Below are 17043 nucleotides of genomic sequence, written 5' to 3' on the forward strand. Positions count from 1 at the left end.
GTGTAGTTTATGTCATGCCCGGTCATTGAGCTGACTCAGCAGCTTATTCGCCGTCCTTCCCTTAGCCCGGACGACGCAGGTTGTCAGGCACTTATGATTGAGCGCCTGCGTGCCATCGGTTTCACCGTTGAACGCATGGATTTTGGCGATACCCAGAACTTCTGGGCGTGGCGCGGCCAGGGTGAAACGCTGGCCTTTGCCGGGCATACTGACGTCGTTCCCGCCGGTGACGCGGATCGCTGGATCAACCCGCCGTTTGAGCCGACCATCCGCGATGGCATGCTGTTTGGTCGCGGCGCGGCAGACATGAAAGGCTCTCTGGCGGCGATGGTCGTGGCGGCAGAGCGCTTTGTGGCCCAGCATCCAAACCACAAAAACCGTCTGGCGTTTTTAATCACCTCCGACGAAGAAGCCAGCGCCCATAACGGTACCGTGAAGGTCGTTGAAGCGCTGATGGCGCGTAACGAGCGTCTCGACTACTGCCTGGTCGGGGAGCCGTCCAGTACCGAAGTGGTGGGCGATGTCGTCAAAAACGGTCGCCGAGGCTCGCTAACCTGTAATCTGACCATTCACGGCGTACAGGGGCACGTAGCTTACCCGCATCTGGCCGATAACCCGGTCCATCGCGCTGCGCCAATGCTGAGCGAACTGGTGGGCATCGAGTGGGATAAAGGCAACGAATTCTTCCCGCCGACCAGCATGCAGATTGCGAACGTCAAGGCCGGGACCGGCAGCAACAACGTGATCCCGGGTGATTACTTCGTCCAGTTTAACTTCCGCTTCAGCACCGAACTGACCGATGAGATGATCAAGGCGCGCGTCGTCGCCCTTCTGGAAAAATATCACCTGCGCTACACCGTGGAGTGGTGGCTTTCCGGCCAGCCGTTCCTGACGCAGCGCGGTAATCTGGTGGATGCGGTGGTGAACGCCATCGAGCACTATAATGAAATTAAGCCACAGCTGCTGACAACGGGTGGCACCTCAGACGGACGCTTTATCGCCCGTATGGGCGCCCAGGTTGTCGAACTGGGTCCAGTGAACGCAACCATTCATAAAATAAATGAGTGTGTCAATGCGGCAGATTTGCAACTGCTGGCCCGTATGTATCAACGTATTATGGAGCAACTCGTCGCCTGACGAACGCTCTGAGAGGAATAGCGAATGGATTGGCTTTCAAAATACTGGTGGATTCTGGTGTTAGTTTTTCTGGTTGGCGTTTTGCTTAACGTGATTAAAGATCTTAAGCGCGTTGACCATAAAAAGTTTCTCGCCAACAAACCGGATCTTCCCCCGCACCGTGATTTTAACGACAAGTGGGACGATGACGACGACTGGCCGAAGAAGGATCAGAAGAAGTAATCCCCTCACCCCCAACCCCTCTCCCCGGAGGGGCGAGGGGGGCCATGTTCCCTCTCCCCTCCGGGGAGAGGGTCAGGGTGAGGGGGAAAAACCTCACATAAACTCTACAATATCATCGTTATCCGGCTTACCGCCGCTGAGCGCTTCATCAAAGTAGTGCTTCGGTACGGTATAGCGCAAACGATCGAGCGCGAACTGCATGCTACGGTCGTCAATCGCGTGCCCCAGATCGTCAACGATATCCAGCGTCACGTCTCCACCTTCGCGAATCAGGGCTTCCTGAGCGGCAACCGCATGCGAGAGCTCAATCACCCGGTCTTCACCACCGTGGATCAGGTGGATCGTGGTCTGCGTGGTCGCGCTTGTCGGTAACGTCGCAAAACGGCCGTTAAACGCGATGACGCGTGACGCCAGACCCGGCTGCGCTTTAACGCTTTCCAGCGACATGATTGACCCCTGCGAGAAGCCAATCAGCGCGGTCGCATCGGCGCCTACGCCGCTCTGCTGCTGCCAGTAGCGGACGACGTCGATAAAGGTGGGCATGATGGCGTCGATGCGGGCCTGACGGTTCGCTTCCGTTACGCCCTGAACCGAGAACCACTGGCGCCCGTTCGGACCACATGGCTCTACGCCACCGATGCTGACAATCAGCGCTTCGGGGAAAACGGGCGCAAACCAGCTGCCAATCTGCCCCATATTGACGGCATTATCGCCAACGCCATGAAACAGAAGCAGTAACTGTTTAGCCGGTTTGTCAGGGCTTTGAACAACAAAATGGTCATGTTTCATGGTGGTCTCCTTAATAGATGACCTGGATTCTACGCCTCCCGACGTGAATGACCATGCCACTTTACTGAAGAAGTCATTGAAAAAATTGCCATTGCAAAATCTCTTCCTTCAACTGCTGGCAGCGCGGATAGTCAAGACTTTCAATCGCTTGTGCGGTTTCACTCCGCAACGTTGCCAGCAATGCTTTTCGCCCGATGTCTTCCGCTTTTCCTGCCATTTTCCCCCGCAGGGCCGGGAGCGGCATATCAACGGTGAGCAACAACCGCGTCAGCGCGGCAACCGAGGTTGAAAACGCCCGATGCGCAAATGCAAACCCCGCCAGCTCCAGCCAGTCGTCATTATTAAGGGTAGCTTCCCAGCCATCCTCCACGGGGATCTTTTCACCGTTCCAGGCCGATAACACCCGTACATCGCGCTTCAGACGCCGCTGCGCCTGCTCACACAGCTGACGCCCTGCCTCACTCTGCGGCAGCAAGGCCATCGCGGTGTAGCAGCCGCTGCTGGCTTCACGATGGCTGCCCATCCGCACCAGTACAAACCCACACTGCTGCCAGAAGCGCCAAAGCTCATCGGTATAACCAAAGCTCACCGACAGATAATCTTCGCCGCTGGCGCTGCGAACAAGCGCCTGGCCAATCCCTTCCCGCTGACGGTGAGGATGTACGGCAATGCGGGTCACTCGTCGTCCTCTGAGCGTCGCCGCCAGCGGAGAGCCGCCGTGCGCCGCCAGAGACTGCGCCACCAGGTTACCGCGCGGACGCCGGTACCCTGCCCACACGGCGCGGCTAAGCTCGGGGGACAGCCCCCCTTCCTCCACCAGCCACAGCGCCCCGGCGATAACCGGGTTCGTTTCGGCAACGACAAACTGCTGCCCGGGCGCGTCCATCATGCGGCGTAAATCGAGCGGCGAGGTGCGATAATGTGCCGCACAGAGGAGCTCGTATACGCTCGCGACAAGCGCCGGGCGGCTTTCCCATGCCGTCGGCGTCAGGGACGTTAAACGCACCTCTCCATCAGGGCGGCGGTCGATCAGCGTATCGTCAAACAGCAGCGCGCTGGCGACAACCCGCTCAAGCGGGCAGCCCGCAGCCCAGCGGACCGGTGTAGATAAACTGTAGCGCTGCAGCCCGGCAAACCGACCGCAGAATTTAAGCAAGAATCCCCGGCCCGTCCCTTCATATCCCTGCACCGTGGTGGTCAACAGCACGCGAGGGAAGCGGACAACTAACTTTTCCAGCAGCGGACCGGGGATCGCAGCGGCTTCATCGACAATCAGCCAGTCAGCCTGGCGTGAAGAGGCAAGCAGCGCGTCCGGGGCCATAAAATGAAAACGCTCTCCGGCAAAGCGGGCGATGATATCCGTCGCCCCCTTCGACGGGGCGGTGACCACGGCGCTGCCGGCAATGCGGTTCAGCAACATGCCCGCCAGGGCTGATTTTCCGCGCCCGCGCGCGGCGGTGACGGCCACGATGCCCTCCGCCATCCCCAGCAGCACATTCAGGATCTCGGCCTGCTCGCGCTGCGGGGCGCCGCTGGCAGGCTGCCAGTCAGGCGCGTCGGGTAAAGGCGGAAGGGATAACGCAAGGCCCTGATGCCAGACAATCGCGTCGGGATCGGCGGCAATCGTCCGGCAGAAATGGTGTACAAAATGCGGCGTGGCTATCGCTTCGGCGCTGTCGCTCCAGCGCAGCGAATCGCTGTCTGGCAACCCGGACCACGCGTCGAGCGGCGGAACCCGCAGCACCAGAAGGCTTCCGGCGCTCAGCGTTCCGCTCAGGGCGGCAAACGCGGCGACATCAAACCCGACGCTGGCGTCAAAAACAGCATGCCGGAACTCGCGTCCCAGCAGGCCGCTGATGGCTTTTGAAGGATGTTCGTCAAGCCTGACCCAGTCTCCGGGCAAGGCGTCGCGCAGGGTCAGCGCCTGGGTTAACGTCCACTGCGCCTCGCCGCTGAGCACCACCAGCCGACGATGGCCGGTGCGCTCAAGCTCGCTTATCAGCTGTTCAAACTCCAGCATTACATCGCTTTGCCGAAGGTATTACACTGCGCCGGATCGCCGCTGTCGAAGCCGCGTTTAAACCAGGTGTACCGCTGCTGTGAGGTACCGTGAGTGAAGCTGTCCGGCACGACGCGCCCCTGGCTCTGCTGCTGAAGGCGGTCGTCACCGATAGCCTGAGCGGCATTTAACGCCTCCTCAAGATCGCCGGATTCCAGCACGCCCTGCTGCTGCATGCTGTGGCCCCAGACGCCCGCGAAGCAGTCTGCCTGCAGCTCCATTTTAACGGAAAGGCGGTTCACTTCCGCCTGAGAGGCATTTTGCTGAAGCTGGCGCACTTTTGGCTCAATCCCCAGCAGCTTTTGCACGTGATGGCCAACTTCATGCGCGATCACGTAGCCCTGGGCAAAATCACCGTCAGCGCCAAGCTTGCGTTTCATGTCATCGTAAAAAGAGAGATCGATATAGACGGTGCCGTCTGCCGGGCAGTAAAATGGCCCCATTACAGATTGCCCGGTACCGCATCCGGTGCGGGTTGCCCCCCGGTACATCACCAGCTTCGGCTGCTGGTAGGTACGCCCCATCTTCTCAAACAGCTGACTCCAGGTATCTTCTGTTGTGGCGAGAATAACGGAGGTAAATTTGGCCGCTTCATCTTCATTCGGGCTGATGGAGCGCTGAGATTGCTGCTGCTGTTGCAGCGGCTGACCGGTCATCAAACCAGTGAGATCGACACCATAATACCCCGCAACCAGCACAACAATCAGCAGGATTATCCCGCCTTTGCCGCTGGGTAACCGGAAGCCGGGCCCCCCCATTGAAGGACCGCCGCCGCCATCACTGCGTCTGTCTTCTACATTGTCACTTTCACGACGCCCTTGCCAGCGCATAACCACCTCGAACTATTCCATTTATAATAGCTATGATCGTAGGCGGTTAACGGCAAGATTACCATAGGAAACAAAGGTAAGACGCCAAAGGATGGGAACATCCTTTGGCAAGTGAGGGAGTTAGTCGAGCTTAACGCCTAAACGGTGAGCAACCGCTTCGTACGCTTCAATCAGGCCACCCAGGCTCTGACGGAAACGGTCTTTGTCCATTTTATCCAGGGTTTCTTTATCCCACAGGCGGCTACCGTCCGGTGAGAACTCATCGCCCAGCACCACTTCGCCTTTGAACAGACCAAACTCCAGCTTGAAATCGACGAGGATCAGGCCCGCGTCATCAAACAGTTTTTTCAGCACGTCGTTGGCTTTGTAGGTCAGCTCCTGCATGCGCGCCAGGTTCTCTTTACTCACCCAGCCGAAGGTTTCGCAGTAGGATTCGTTGACCATCGGGTCGTGCATGGCATCGTTTTTCAGGAACAGGTCGAACAGCGGTGGATTCAGTTCGATACCTTCTTCAATGCCGAGACGCTTCACCAGGGAGCCCGCCGCACGGTTACGAATAACGCACTCAACCGGAACCATATCCAGTTTTTTCACCAGACATTCCGTATCGGACAGCAACGCTTCCATCTGGGTCGGGATACCCGCTTCGGCCAGTTTGGTCATAATGAAGTGGTTGAACTTGTTGTTCACCATGCCTTTACGATCGAACTGCTCAATGCGCGCGCCATCCCCTGCTGACGTATCATTGCGGAACTCGAGCACCAACAGATCCGGGTTTTCCGTGCTGTATACGGTCTTCGCTTTGCCACGATACAACTCAGCTTGCTTCTGCATCTTCATTACTCCTGGTGTGATGATTTGTGTTCAAAACTGGGGATATTATGCCACGCACACGTTTGCGTGGCACTAAAATAAAAAGGGCTGGATTCACCAGCCCTCGTATTTATTTGCTGAATGCTGCCTGGAAGACAGCGACCAGCGCATCGTTCTGCGACTGGGTCAGCGTGTGACCTTTTGGATCGATAAACTGCAGACTGCTGCGGTTATCCAGGTCGCCTACCTGAATCTTGTAGTCACCGGAGGCAAGCTGAGGATCTTTCGCGCCCAGTTCCTGCCATGCGCTGTCGGAGAGCGGCTTATACGTTGCCGTCATGCTGCCGGTCGAACGCGTACTGTCGGTCACCTTCATGCCCACTTTTTCCAGCGTTGCTGGCAGACGCTGCCAGGTCTGGTTAAACGGTGCACGAACCACCAGCATTGGCAGGCCGGTATCATCCGCTCCGCTTTGCACATCGAAGGTTGCGCCGTTGCGGCTCTGCGCGGCGTTGGCAGCATCGGTAGCGGTCTTATCCAGACCCGCGGCAATCACGTTCAGCATTTCGGTGCTGTAACGCTGCAGGGACGCGGCATCCGCAACCGGTTTACCCGCCTGCTCCAGGTTCAACAGCTTAACGTTAACCGCCTGCTGGTAACCCTGTGGTTTTACGGAGACTTGATAGCGACCGCGGTACTGCTGGTCTTCATCCAGACGATTCCATTCGATCCAGTCGGTGGTTAACGTCTGGCTGGCGTCATCGCGTTTATCGATGGTGTAGTTCTTCGACTGAATAACGCTGACAACCTGCGGCCACAGCGTGGTACCGCGCGCGCTCTCAACCATCAGAGACGCCGTATCACCGGTAAACTGGGTACGCGCCCCGCTGACCAGCGCCAGAGGCTGTGCTGGTGGACGAATATCAAGCGCTTTACCGACCAGGCCGCTGCCGTTGGTCACGGGAATATTATAATCGCCGTTCTGAATCGGCAGGATCATACCAGCCGGTGCGTGAAGTTCAGCAAGCGGGGTCGCATCCAGATAGGATTCATCACCGCTCACCTGGCGCTTGTAGCGCGAATCTGAACTACAGGCAGCGAGCAGCATAACAAGCGAAACACTCGCAACCTTCGCCAGGCGCGACTTCTGTACTGAATAAGCCATCAAATCTCCCTAAACTCTACAGCAAACCGGCATGCTTCAGCGCCGCCCTGACGATGTCACGACCATGGTCGGTAATCGGTGTCATTGGCAGACGCAGCGTGTCGGATGCTACAAGTCCCAACTCCTTACATGCCCATTTCACTGGGATCGGATTGGGTTCGACAAATAATTTATTGTGCAGCGGCATCAGACGCTGATTAATAACACGCGCTTCATCAAAGTGGCCGGCTGCGGCCAGTTTGCACATTTCAGCCATATCGCGCGCCGCAACGTTTGCCGTTACGGAGATCACGCCATGGCCACCGAGCTGCATAAAGTCCAGCGCGGTCGCATCATCACCACTCAACAGGATAAAGTCGTCTGAAACCAGCTCTTTGATCTGATGAACGCGGCTTAAGTTCCCTGTCGCCTCTTTAATACCGATAATATTTTTTACTTCCGAGAGACGACCAACGGTTTCCGGCAGCATATCGCAACCGGTACGGGACGGCACATTATACAGAATTTGTGGCAAGTCAGTATGTTCAGCGATGGCTTTGAAGTGCTGGAACAAACCTTCCTGAGTAGGACGGTTGTAATATGGGGTCACCGTCAGACAGCCAACGATGCCGCTGTCGTTAAAACGTTTGGTCAGGCTGATAGCTTCTGCGGTTGCATTAGCCCCTGTCCCCGCGATGACCGGAATACGTCCGTCAGCCAGTTCCAGGGTCAGCATCACCACATCGCCGTGCTCGTCGTGGCTCAGCGTTGCGGATTCACCGGTAGTCCCTACCGAAACGATCGCCGAGGTTCCGTTGGCGACATGGTAATCAATGAGCTTCTTCATGCTTGACCGGCAGACATTACCTTTTTCATCCATCGGTGTAACAAGCGCGACAATACTTCCCGTGAACATGAGCCATCCTCTGTGCGAACAAGAGCCTCAATGTTACGTTTGGAACTGTAATAAAAGCAAGCGACCTGAGGCTCTCAGGCGGTTGTATGCATGTTTTTTTTATGCTTTCCTTAGGAAGACTTAACCATGCAAAGGAAGAACAGGTTTGACAACCTCATCACAACATTACCTGGTTATCACTGCGCTGGGTGCCGACAGGCCGGGTATCGTGAACACCATCACCCGCCACGTAAGCAGCTGCGGCTGTAATATCGAAGACAGCCGTCTGGCCATGCTTGGCGAAGAGTTCACATTTATTATGTTGCTTTCCGGGACATGGAACGCCATTACGTTGATTGAATCGACCCTGCCGCTGAAGGGGGCCGAGCTGGATTTGCTGATTGTCATGAAGCGCACCACCGCGCGTCCGCGTCCGGCGCTGCCTTCTACCGTCTGGGTGCAGGTTGAAGTACCTGATTCTCCGCATCTGATTGAGCGTTTCACGGCGCTGTTTGACAGCCATCAGATGAATATTGCCGAGCTGGTTTCCCGCACGCAGACAAGCGATGACCAGGGTCTTCCGGTGCTGTTTATTCAAATTACCGCGCACAGCCCTGCCTCACAGGATGCGTCAAATATCGAGCAAGCGTTCAAAGCCCTCTGTACAGAATTAAACGCGCAGGGCAGTATAAGCGTCGTCAATTATTCGCAGCACGAACAGGATGGAGTTGAGTAATGAACCCACTGAAAGCCGGTGACATCGCACCGAAATTTAGCTTACCGGATCAAGACGGCGAGCAAGTAAATTTGACCGACTTCCAGGGACAGCGTGTTCTGGTCTATTTCTACCCGAAAGCCATGACCCCCGGCTGCACCGTACAGGCCTGCGGCTTACGCGACAACATGGACGAGTTGAAAAAAGTCGGCGTAGAAGTGCTGGGTATCAGCACGGATAAACCAGAAAAGCTGTCACGATTTGCTGAAAAAGAGCTGCTGAACTTCACGCTGCTTTCTGATGAAGACCATCAGGTGTGCGAGCAGTTCGGGATCTGGGGCGAGAAGACGTTTATGGGTAAAACCTACGACGGTATTCACCGCATCAGCTTCCTGATTGACGCTGACGGTAAAGTTGAACATGTGTTTGACGACTTCAAAACCAGCAACCACCACGACGTGGTGTTGAACTGGCTGAAACAAAGTGCCTGAAAGTGAGCGTCGGGTGGCGGCTTCGCCTTACCCGACCTACAAGGATAAGTAGGCCGGGTAAGCGCAGCGCCACCCGGCAAAACTTACTTATCTTCCACCGCCGGCACATCCGGCCACGCGTGGACCACGGCTTTAATCAGCGTCGCCAGCGGAATCGCAAAGAACACGCCCCAGAACCCCCACAGCCCACCGAAAATCACCACGGATAAGATAATCACCAGCGGATGCAGGTTCACCGCTTCGGAGAACAGCACAGGGACCAGCAGGTTACCGTCCAGCCCCTGAATAATCAGGTACACCGCAAAGCAGCTCCAGAACTCGGTCCCCAGCCCAAACTGGAACAACGCGACCCCAACCACCGGAATGGTCACCACAAACGCGCCGATGTACGGAATCAGGACCGACAGCCCCACCAGCACCGCCAGCAGCAGCGAGTAGTTCAGGCCGAAAATCAGGAAGCCAATCCAGGTGGCGACCCCCACGACAATCATCTCCAGCACCTTGCCGCGAATGTAGTTTGTGATCTGCTGGTTCATCTCTTCCCAGACCTGCCCTGCCAGCCCGCGGTTGCGCGGCAGAATACGGCGCACGGCGTTGAGCATCTGGTCTTTATCTTTCACCAGGAAGAAGACCATCAGCGGCACGAGCACAAGGTAAACCGCCAGCGTCAGCAGTCCGACCAGCGAGGCCAGAGAGTATTTCACCACCGAATCACCCATCGTCATGATGCGAGCGCGCATATTTTCGGCCATCGCGTCGATAATCCCGGCATCCATCAGGGCCGGGTAACGGCGCGGCAGCGTGGCGGCAAAATCAGAAAGCTTGTTCAGCATGCCGGGCATATCGCGGATCAGGTAGATCCCCTGCTGCCAGGCAACCGGCATCACCACAAAGGCCATTAATAGCAGGATGCCGACAAACAGCACCAGGACGATGCTGGTCGCCCAGCGGCGGGAACAGCCGATATGCTCCAGGCGCGCCGTTGGCCACTCCAGCAGGTACGCCAGCACAATCGCCACCAGCAGGGGGGCGAGCAGACCGCTGAAGAAGAACAGAATGCCGAACCCGGCAACCAGAATAACCAACAAAGCAATGGCTTCCGGGTCGCTGAACCGACGCCGGTACCACTGCATTAACATTTCGAGCATACAACCCTTCCCTGAATCGAATGGCGGGAGTGAGACGGTGAATTGTATCTAACTGTCACAAAAAAGACTTTCGCTTTTTGTATCGCTGACACAATCCGCAAAAGCCTGCTGAATGGGATTTTCTTCATGCGGTAACACGGCTACACTCGCAGGGCAGCAGAGATGAACGATATGCCGGTTCATCGGTCAAATTAGCACATCCAACATACAGGACAGTGGTTATGTTCAGGCAGTTGAGAAAAACACTGGTTGCAACACTGATTGCCGCGGTGACGGTCGGTCAGGTGTTGCCCGCTTTTGCTGACTCGTCCGATACATTGCCGGACATGGGCACCACAGCAGGAAGCACGCTCTCTATTGGGCAAGAGATGCAAATGGGGGATTACTATGTTCGCCAGCTGCGCGGCAGCGCCCCGCTGATTAACGACCCTTTGCTGGTACAGTACATTAACGGGCTGGGGATGCGTCTGGTTTCGCACGCCGACTCGGTAAAAACGCCCTTCCATTTCTATTTAATCAATAATGACGAAATCAACGCCTTCGCCTTCTTTGGCGGTAACGTGGTGCTGCATTCGGCGTTATTCCGTTACTCTGACAACGAAAGCCAGCTGGCCTCGGTGATGGCGCACGAAATTTCGCACGTCACCCAGCGCCACCTGGCGCGTGCTATGGAAGATCAAAAGCGTAACGCTCCCCTCACCTGGGTGGGTGCGCTGGGCTCCATTCTGCTGGCGATGGCCAGTCCACAGGCCGGGATGGCAGCCCTGACCGGTACGCTGGCGGGAACGCGCCAGGGGATGATCAGCTTTACCCAGCAAAACGAACAGGAAGCGGACCGCATCGGGATTCAGGTGCTGCAGCGTTCGGGCTTTGACCCGCAGGCCATGCCGAGCTTCCTGGAAAAACTGCTCGATCAGGCGCGCTACTCTTCTCGTCCACCGGAAATCCTGCTGACGCACCCATTACCTGAGAGCCGACTGTCAGACGCGCGCAACCGTGCCAACCAGATGCGCCCGGTCGTGGTCCAGTCTTCACAGGATTTCTACATGGCGAAAGTGAGAACGCTTGGGATGTACAATTCCGGGCGTAACCAGCTTACCAGCGATCTGCTGGATTCCCTGGCGAAAGGCAACGTGCGCGAGAAAAACGCCGCGCAGTATGGTCAGGCGCTCCAGGCGATGGAAGCCAGCAAATACGACGAGGCGCGTAAAGCGCTGCAGCCGCTTCTGGCGGCCGACCCGAATAACCCGTGGTACCTCGATCTGTCGACGGATATCGATCTTGGGCAGAAGAAAACGGCCGATGCGATTAACCGTCTGAAAGGGGCGAAAGACGTCCGTACCAACCCAGTGCTGCAGCTTAACCTGGCGAACGCTTACTTACAGGGCGGTCAGCCTGGCGAAGCGGCGACCATTTTGAACCGCTACACCTTTAATAATAAAGACGATCAAAACGGCTGGGATCTGCTCGCCCAGGCGGAAGCCCAGCTTGGCAACCGCGATCAGGAGCTGGCAGCGCGTGCCGAAGGTTTTGCCCTGGTGGGCCGCCTCGATCAGGCGATTTCCACGCTCAGCAGTGCCAGCGCGCAGGTCAAACTCGGCAGCCTCCAGCAGGCCCGTTACGACGCGCGTATCGATCAGCTGCGCGGCCTGCAGCAGCGCTTTAAGCCGTACGAGAAGATGTAATAAAGGAGAATTCACGTCATGACCGACGCCGTAAAAATCTATCACAACCCTCGCTGCTCCAAGAGCCGCGATACCCTGAGCCTGCTGAAGTCTAACGGCGTTGAGCCGGAGGTGGTGCTGTACCTCGACACTCCGCCGGACGCGCAAACCCTCCGCCAGCTTCTGCACATGCTGGGGATGGGCAGTGCGAGAGAGCTGATGCGCCAGAAAGAAGATCTGTATAAGTCGCTTAACCTGGATGACAGCCGCCTCACCGAGGCCGAGCTGATCCAGGCGATGGTTGAAAATCCAAAGCTGATTGAGCGCCCGATAGTGGTGGCGAACGGCCAGGCGCGCATTGGACGTCCGCCGGAAGACGTGCTCGAGATCCTCTAGTCCTTATGCCGCAGCGCTTCCAGAAAGGCCTGCGGCGTACTCTCTCCCAGCTTTTTCTGCGTTTTTCCCCGGTTGTAAAATTCGCACAGCTGGATCAACAGCTCCCCTGCCGGTTCACTGTTCAGACGTGGGATGATTTCACATAGCGGCAGATCAACCTGAACGGCGCGGTACTGCTGCGGATGCACTGTCACGGTGGTATTACGCTTCTCAAGCTTCACCTCAAAACCAAAAGTCTCAACAGATTGAATATCTGCCGGACAGGCTTCCAGCGCGTCGTTCGCCCAGCGGGCCAGCAGCTGCGCAGAAATGCCCGCGTACAGCCGGGCGTAGCACCAGCCGCTCACGGGCTCACGCGCCCAGAGCAGGTGCTGTTCCCCGCCATCGTCCATATGCAGAGACAGAGGCTGATGATGTAACTGGAGTTTTTGCGGCACGATGCCTGCCTTTAGCGCCTTTCTCCCCTGCAACGTCGCGCCCTTCTGCTTTACCGAAGCCGGTTTGAGGTAGCGGTTCAGGGTCGCGCGGGATACGGCGATCCCGAGTCCGTTGTTGACCATCTGCAGCAGCTCGTCCAGCGGGGCGCCAGTGATATCCCGCAGGGAATTGACCAGCGCAACCTGCTCCTGTCTCAATGCTTTGTGTATCACTTTTGGCGTCGTATGGTTATCCGAAACCTGATCGCGGTTGCGCCAGCGCCTGACGGTAGTGACCGAAATACCCAGCTCCGTGGCCAGCTCTCTGTCGCTTTTATCTGACTGCTGAAGATAGCGACGGATGCGCGGTGTGGTGGTGGCATTAGCATGCAGTTTAATTTCCATCGCAGGATCCTCAGAACTAATCTTGTGAGATTTATACTACACCAGCGATTGCTTTGTGACCGATTTCACCTTTCGCTCGCCACGCTTCACTGATAATCCCCAGACATAACACAAACAACACCCCTCAATCTTGTACGGAGTTCACAATGAACAATGTTCTGGGATTTCTTGAAGCAAAACTGATGCCGCTGGCGGCCAAAACGGCCCAGCAGCGTCATCTCGGGGCCATTCGCGGCGCCTACGTCTCCTTCATGCCGTTTATCATCGTCGGCTCTATTCTGCTGGTGATCTCGTCGTTCCCGAATCAGGCCTATCAGCAGTTTATGTCTCAGGCCTTTGGTGAGAGCTGGAGCGCTATTATCGAAATCCCGTTCAACGCGGTGTTCTCTACCATGTCGCTGTTCATCAGCTTCCTGGTCGCCTTCCGCCTGGCGGAACACTACGGTGAGGATCGCATCTCCTGCGGCATCCTGGCGCTGGTCGCCTTTCTCATCCTGACGCCGTTTATCAAAGTGGCGGAAAACGGCGGTATCACTGTCATTCCGGTGGAGTGGATTGGCAGCAAAGGGCTGTTCGTGGCGATGATTGGTTCCCTGCTGTGGACGGAGCTGTTCTGCTGGCTCAAGCGCAAAAAACTGGTGATCAAAATGCCGGACGGCGTGCCGCCTGCAGTGCAGGAGTCCTTCGCGGCGCTGATCCCGGCCCTGCTGGTGATGATTCTGGTGCTGGGTATCCGCATCGTGTTTGAAAACACCCACTACAACACCATCCATCAGTTTATTTATGAAGTGGTTGCCACGCCGGTGCGCCACTACGGCACCTCATACTTTGGCGCGCTGATGACGGTGTTCAGCATCACCATCCTGTGGTCAGTGGGCATTAACTCCGGATCGATGATCAACGGCATCATTCGCCCGCTGTGGATGGAAAACCAGACCGACAACATCGCCGCGATTCAGGCAGGTTCGACGCCGCCGCACATTATCACAGAACAGTTTTTTGACATGATCTGGATGGGCGGCGCGGGGGCCACGCTGTCGCTGGTGATTGCGATGCTGATTTTCGCCCGCAGCAAAAACATGCGTGAAGTGGCGCGCCTCGGCGCCGGGGCGTCGGTGTTTAATATCAACGAACCGATCCTGTTTGGCCTGCCGGTGATCATGAACCCGATCATGCTTATCCCGTTCAACCTGGCGCCGCTGGTGCTGGTCACGGTGCAGTATGCCGCGATGAAGATTGGCGCGGTTGCCGTCACCACCGGGGTGTTTATTCCCTGGACGCTGCCGCCGGTGATCAGCGGTTTTATCGTCACCGGGCACCTGAGCGGCAGCGTGATGCAGCTTATCAACCTGCTGATTGGCGCCATGCTGTACCTGCCTTTCATGCGTATCCTGGACAAACAGTACCGCGCGGCGGAAATGGCCACCGTTACGCAAACCGACACCACCCTTGCAAAACAGGAGTAAAGCATGTGGGGAATTATCGCGACCTGGAGAATGGCGCTTGAAGGCGTTACGGAGTCTGCGTCCGCGCTGGCTGCGGGTAAACCGGTCTCCGCTGCGGTGGTGGATGCCGTCGCCGCCGTCGAAGACTTTCCGTTTTATAAATCCGTCGGCTACGGCGGCCTGCCCACCGAAAATGGCGAGGTGGAGCTGGACGCCGCCTACATGGACGGCGACACGCTGGCGTTTGGCGCCGTGGGCAACCTGGTGGATATCGCCAACCCGGTACGCGTGGCGCATGCGTTAAGCCGCCAGCGCTACAACAGCCTGCTGGTCGGCCAGGGCGCGCGGGAATGGGCGCTGAGCCAGGGCTTTGCCGACAAAACCATGCTCACCGACCGCGCCATGCAGCACTACCGCAAGCGCTGCCGCGAAACGCTGGATAAGGGCTTAAGCCCTTACGACGGACATGACACCGTCGGCATTATCGGCCTCGATAAACAGGGGTCAATGAGCGTTGCCACCTCCACCAGCGGCCTGTTCATGAAAAAGCGCGGCCGACTCGGGGATTCGCCCATTATCGGCTCCGGCTTTTACTGTGACAGCGAAACCGGCGCCGCCACCGCCACGGGCGTCGGTGAAGATCTGATGAAAGGCTGCACCAGCTACGAAATCGTCCGCCGCATGGCGCAGGGTATGACGCCGCAGCAGGCGGCCGATTCGGTAGTGTTCGAACTGGAAGACAAGCTAATGTCGCGCTTTGGCCGCGTGGGCGATCTCTCCGTGGTGTGCATGAACAACAGGGGCGAATTTGGTGCCGCCACTAACATCAAAACCTTTTCGTTCGTGGTGGCGACGGCTCGCCAGCCTCTCACCGTTTTTCGTACTGAACGCCTGCGGGAGAAAACGCATTATCACGCGGTAGACGATGCGTGGATGCAGGCCTATGCCGCGCGGATCCGCGCGCCGATTGAGGAGTCATGATGATTACGTATCAGTTTATCACCGTGCTTTCTGACGCGGCTCCACAAAGCCATTTGATTGCCTCCGCCTCCTGTACGCATTTGCCCGAAACGGCGCTTGTCGCGGAAATGCGCGAGTCTGCCAGCATCGCTGACACCCGCTTTGGCTGCGCCCCGTTTGCCCGGATCACCCTGCTGCCCGATGTCCTCTGGCAGGATAGCCTGACCGAAGGATTACTGGCGGCGCTGCGCCCGCTGCTGGCCTCGCCCGTCGGCCCCGAGCTGATACTGGACGTGACTGATATCGACGATGTGGTGCTGGCGCAGGTGCTGCGTTTTCTCTTTAATCAGGCGCACAGGCTGAGCGATTTGCAGTTGAAAAAAACCTGTGACAGCGTCCGTCTTGAGCGCATCACCGCGCTCTGTTTACCCGAACAGGAGGACCGACTGGCGGTTATTTTCCGCCAGCAGCAGGCCATCGCCCACGGCATGGTCGCGGCGCGACGTCTGGCGGATATCCCGTCCGACCGCTGCACGCCGCAGTTTGTGGTGGAAGAGGCGCAAAGGCTCTGCGCCGCCTTCCCCGCCCTGCGCTGCGAAGTGCTGAACGAAAAGGCTATTGCTGAGCAGGGTCTGGGGCTGCTGCACGCCGTCGGCAAAGGGGCGACCTGCCCGCCACGTCTGCTGGCGATTCATTATGACGGTGCCAACGACAGTCCGGCGCGCTGCTATGTGGGAAAAGGCATTACCTTCGATACCGGCGGCCTGTGGCTGAAGGAAGGCGCGGGCATGTACACCATGAAATACGACATGTGCGGCGCGGCTAACGTCCTGGGCCTGATGCTGACCGTCGCAGAGCTGGCGCTGCCCGTACGCATCATGGGCGTACTGGCGCTGGCGGAAAACGCCATCGGCCCGGACGCCATGCAGCCCGGCACGGTAGCAACGGCTTGCAACGGGATCACCGTTGAAATCAACAATACCGATGCCGAAGGCCGACTGGTGCTGGCGGACGCCATCGCCTGGGCCAGCCAGCGGCACCCACAGGCTCAATATATTATTGATATAGCGACCTTAACCGGTGCGGTCGTGAAGGCGCTGGGGTATGAACTGAGCGGGCTGATGACCCAGGATGAACCGCTGCGCGATTTTCTTACCCGAGCCGGGAAAAGAAGCGGTGACGAAGTGTGGTCTTTACCCTTGGATGCCCGCTTGAAAAAGCAGACCGAGAGTACCATCGCCGATCTGTGCAACACGCCGACCAATAATGCAGCAATCAGTGCTTCGGCGGCTTGGTTGCTGCACCACTTTTGCCCGCCGACAATCCCGTGGGCGCATCTGGACATCAGCGGTACGGCGCTGTGGCGCGAAAACGGACGGAGCGTGGCGTCGGGAAGACCGATTCCGCTGCTGGTGGAGCATCTGATGGACGATCTCTAGCCCGGTGGCGCTACGCTTACCGGGCCTACAAAAACCGCCCGGCCCTTGTAGGCCGGGTAAGGCGCAGCCGCCACC

At 57.5% G+C, this 17043-nt stretch carries 17 protein-coding genes; 9 read left to right on the forward strand and 8 right to left on the reverse strand.

The window, feature by feature from the left end:
• Nucleotides 1-9 precede the first annotated feature (9 nt).
• Nucleotides 10-1137: a succinyl-diaminopimelate desuccinylase gene (dapE, locus tag N037_RS22225; protein ID WP_032643568.1), complete on the forward strand. Its 1128-nt coding sequence runs from the start codon at nucleotides 10-12 to the stop codon at nucleotides 1135-1137.
• A 24-nt stretch (nucleotides 1138-1161) separates the two neighbouring features.
• A complete protein-coding gene (locus N037_RS22230) occupies nucleotides 1162-1359 on the forward strand; it encodes a YpfN family protein (RefSeq protein ID WP_014171111.1) in 198 nt (65 codons plus the stop codon).
• Between the two features lie 93 nt (nucleotides 1360-1452).
• Here the strand turns inward: N037_RS22230 and ypfH are convergent, their stop codons facing one another.
• From ypfH to dapA, 6 genes are all read right to left on the reverse strand, one after another.
• Complete coding sequence (gene ypfH / locus N037_RS22235) at nucleotides 1453-2148, reverse strand: esterase (protein ID WP_032643570.1); 696 nt, start codon at nucleotides 2146-2148, stop codon at nucleotides 1453-1455.
• A 73-nt stretch (nucleotides 2149-2221) separates the two neighbouring features.
• Entirely contained in the window at nucleotides 2222-4168 is a 1947-nt protein-coding gene (locus tag N037_RS22240; RefSeq protein ID WP_032643573.1) for a tRNA(Met) cytidine acetyltransferase TmcA, read from the reverse strand.
• Complete coding sequence (ypfJ, locus tag N037_RS22245) at nucleotides 4168-5037, reverse strand: KPN_02809 family neutral zinc metallopeptidase (RefSeq protein WP_032643575.1); 870 nt, start codon at nucleotides 5035-5037, stop codon at nucleotides 4168-4170. Before ypfJ ends, N037_RS22240 begins: the two co-directional genes overlap by 1 nt.
• 120 nt (nucleotides 5038-5157) lie before the next feature.
• Nucleotides 5158-5871 carry a phosphoribosylaminoimidazolesuccinocarboxamide synthase gene (purC, locus tag N037_RS22250; RefSeq protein WP_023332985.1) on the reverse strand — a complete coding sequence of 238 codons (714 nt, stop codon included), beginning with the start codon at nucleotides 5869-5871 and terminating at the stop codon, nucleotides 5158-5160.
• A gap of 109 nt (nucleotides 5872-5980) precedes the next feature.
• A complete protein-coding gene (gene bamC / locus N037_RS22255) occupies nucleotides 5981-7015 on the reverse strand; it encodes an outer membrane protein assembly factor BamC (protein WP_032643577.1) in 1035 nt (344 codons plus the stop codon).
• 16 nt (nucleotides 7016-7031) lie between these two features.
• Entirely contained in the window at nucleotides 7032-7910 is an 879-nt protein-coding gene (dapA, locus tag N037_RS22260) for a 4-hydroxy-tetrahydrodipicolinate synthase (protein WP_023308757.1), read from the reverse strand.
• Between the two features lie 145 nt (nucleotides 7911-8055).
• Between dapA and N037_RS22265 the strand changes: the two genes are divergently transcribed.
• The gene (locus tag N037_RS22265; RefSeq protein WP_029739969.1) at nucleotides 8056-8625 is read left to right on the forward strand and encodes a glycine cleavage system transcriptional repressor; all 570 of its coding nucleotides are present in this window, start codon (nucleotides 8056-8058) and stop codon (nucleotides 8623-8625) included.
• A complete protein-coding gene (gene bcp / locus N037_RS22270) occupies nucleotides 8625-9095 on the forward strand; it encodes a thioredoxin-dependent thiol peroxidase (RefSeq protein WP_032643579.1) in 471 nt (156 codons plus the stop codon). Before N037_RS22265 ends, bcp begins: the two co-directional genes overlap by 1 nt.
• 83 nt (nucleotides 9096-9178) lie before the next feature.
• Here the strand turns inward: bcp and N037_RS22275 are convergent, their stop codons facing one another.
• Nucleotides 9179-10243 (reverse strand): AI-2E family transporter, encoded by a 1065-nt coding sequence (locus N037_RS22275; protein ID WP_023332989.1) that lies wholly within the window; start codon nucleotides 10241-10243, stop codon nucleotides 9179-9181.
• A gap of 221 nt (nucleotides 10244-10464) precedes the next feature.
• Here N037_RS22275 and bepA point away from each other — a divergent pair, with 221 nt between their 5' ends.
• Both bepA and arsC read left to right on the forward strand, forming a co-directional pair.
• The gene (gene bepA, locus N037_RS22280; protein ID WP_023332990.1) at nucleotides 10465-11928 is read left to right on the forward strand and encodes a beta-barrel assembly-enhancing protease; all 1464 of its coding nucleotides are present in this window, start codon (nucleotides 10465-10467) and stop codon (nucleotides 11926-11928) included.
• 18 nt (nucleotides 11929-11946) lie between these two features.
• Complete coding sequence (gene arsC, locus N037_RS22285; RefSeq protein ID WP_023308762.1) at nucleotides 11947-12303, forward strand: arsenate reductase (glutaredoxin); 357 nt, start codon at nucleotides 11947-11949, stop codon at nucleotides 12301-12303.
• On the opposite strand, the gene N037_RS22290 is transcribed toward arsC, so the two are convergent.
• On the reverse strand, nucleotides 12300-13124 hold the full coding sequence (locus N037_RS22290) for a helix-turn-helix domain-containing protein (RefSeq protein WP_032643580.1): 825 nt from the start codon (nucleotides 13122-13124) through the stop codon (nucleotides 12300-12302). The genes arsC and N037_RS22290 overlap by 4 nt on opposite strands.
• A gap of 146 nt (nucleotides 13125-13270) precedes the next feature.
• Here N037_RS22290 and celB point away from each other — a divergent pair, with 146 nt between their 5' ends.
• From celB to N037_RS22305, 3 genes are read left to right on the forward strand one after another with little or no spacing between them, the layout of a single operon-like run.
• The gene (gene celB, locus N037_RS22295; protein WP_032643582.1) at nucleotides 13271-14590 is read left to right on the forward strand and encodes a PTS cellobiose transporter subunit IIC; all 1320 of its coding nucleotides are present in this window, start codon (nucleotides 13271-13273) and stop codon (nucleotides 14588-14590) included.
• Between the two features lie 3 nt (nucleotides 14591-14593).
• Nucleotides 14594-15550, forward strand: a complete 957-nt coding sequence (locus N037_RS22300) for a N(4)-(beta-N-acetylglucosaminyl)-L-asparaginase (protein ID WP_032643584.1) — start codon at nucleotides 14594-14596, stop codon at nucleotides 15548-15550.
• Entirely contained in the window at nucleotides 15550-16968 is a 1419-nt protein-coding gene (locus tag N037_RS22305) for a leucyl aminopeptidase family protein (protein WP_032643586.1), read from the forward strand. The genes N037_RS22300 and N037_RS22305 overlap by 1 nt, the downstream gene beginning before the upstream one ends.
• The last annotated feature ends 75 nt before the right edge of the window (nucleotides 16969-17043 follow it).

Source organism: Enterobacter sp. EGD-HP1 (assembly GCF_000733275.2).
Lineage (GTDB): Bacteria > Pseudomonadota > Gammaproteobacteria > Enterobacterales > Enterobacteriaceae > Enterobacter.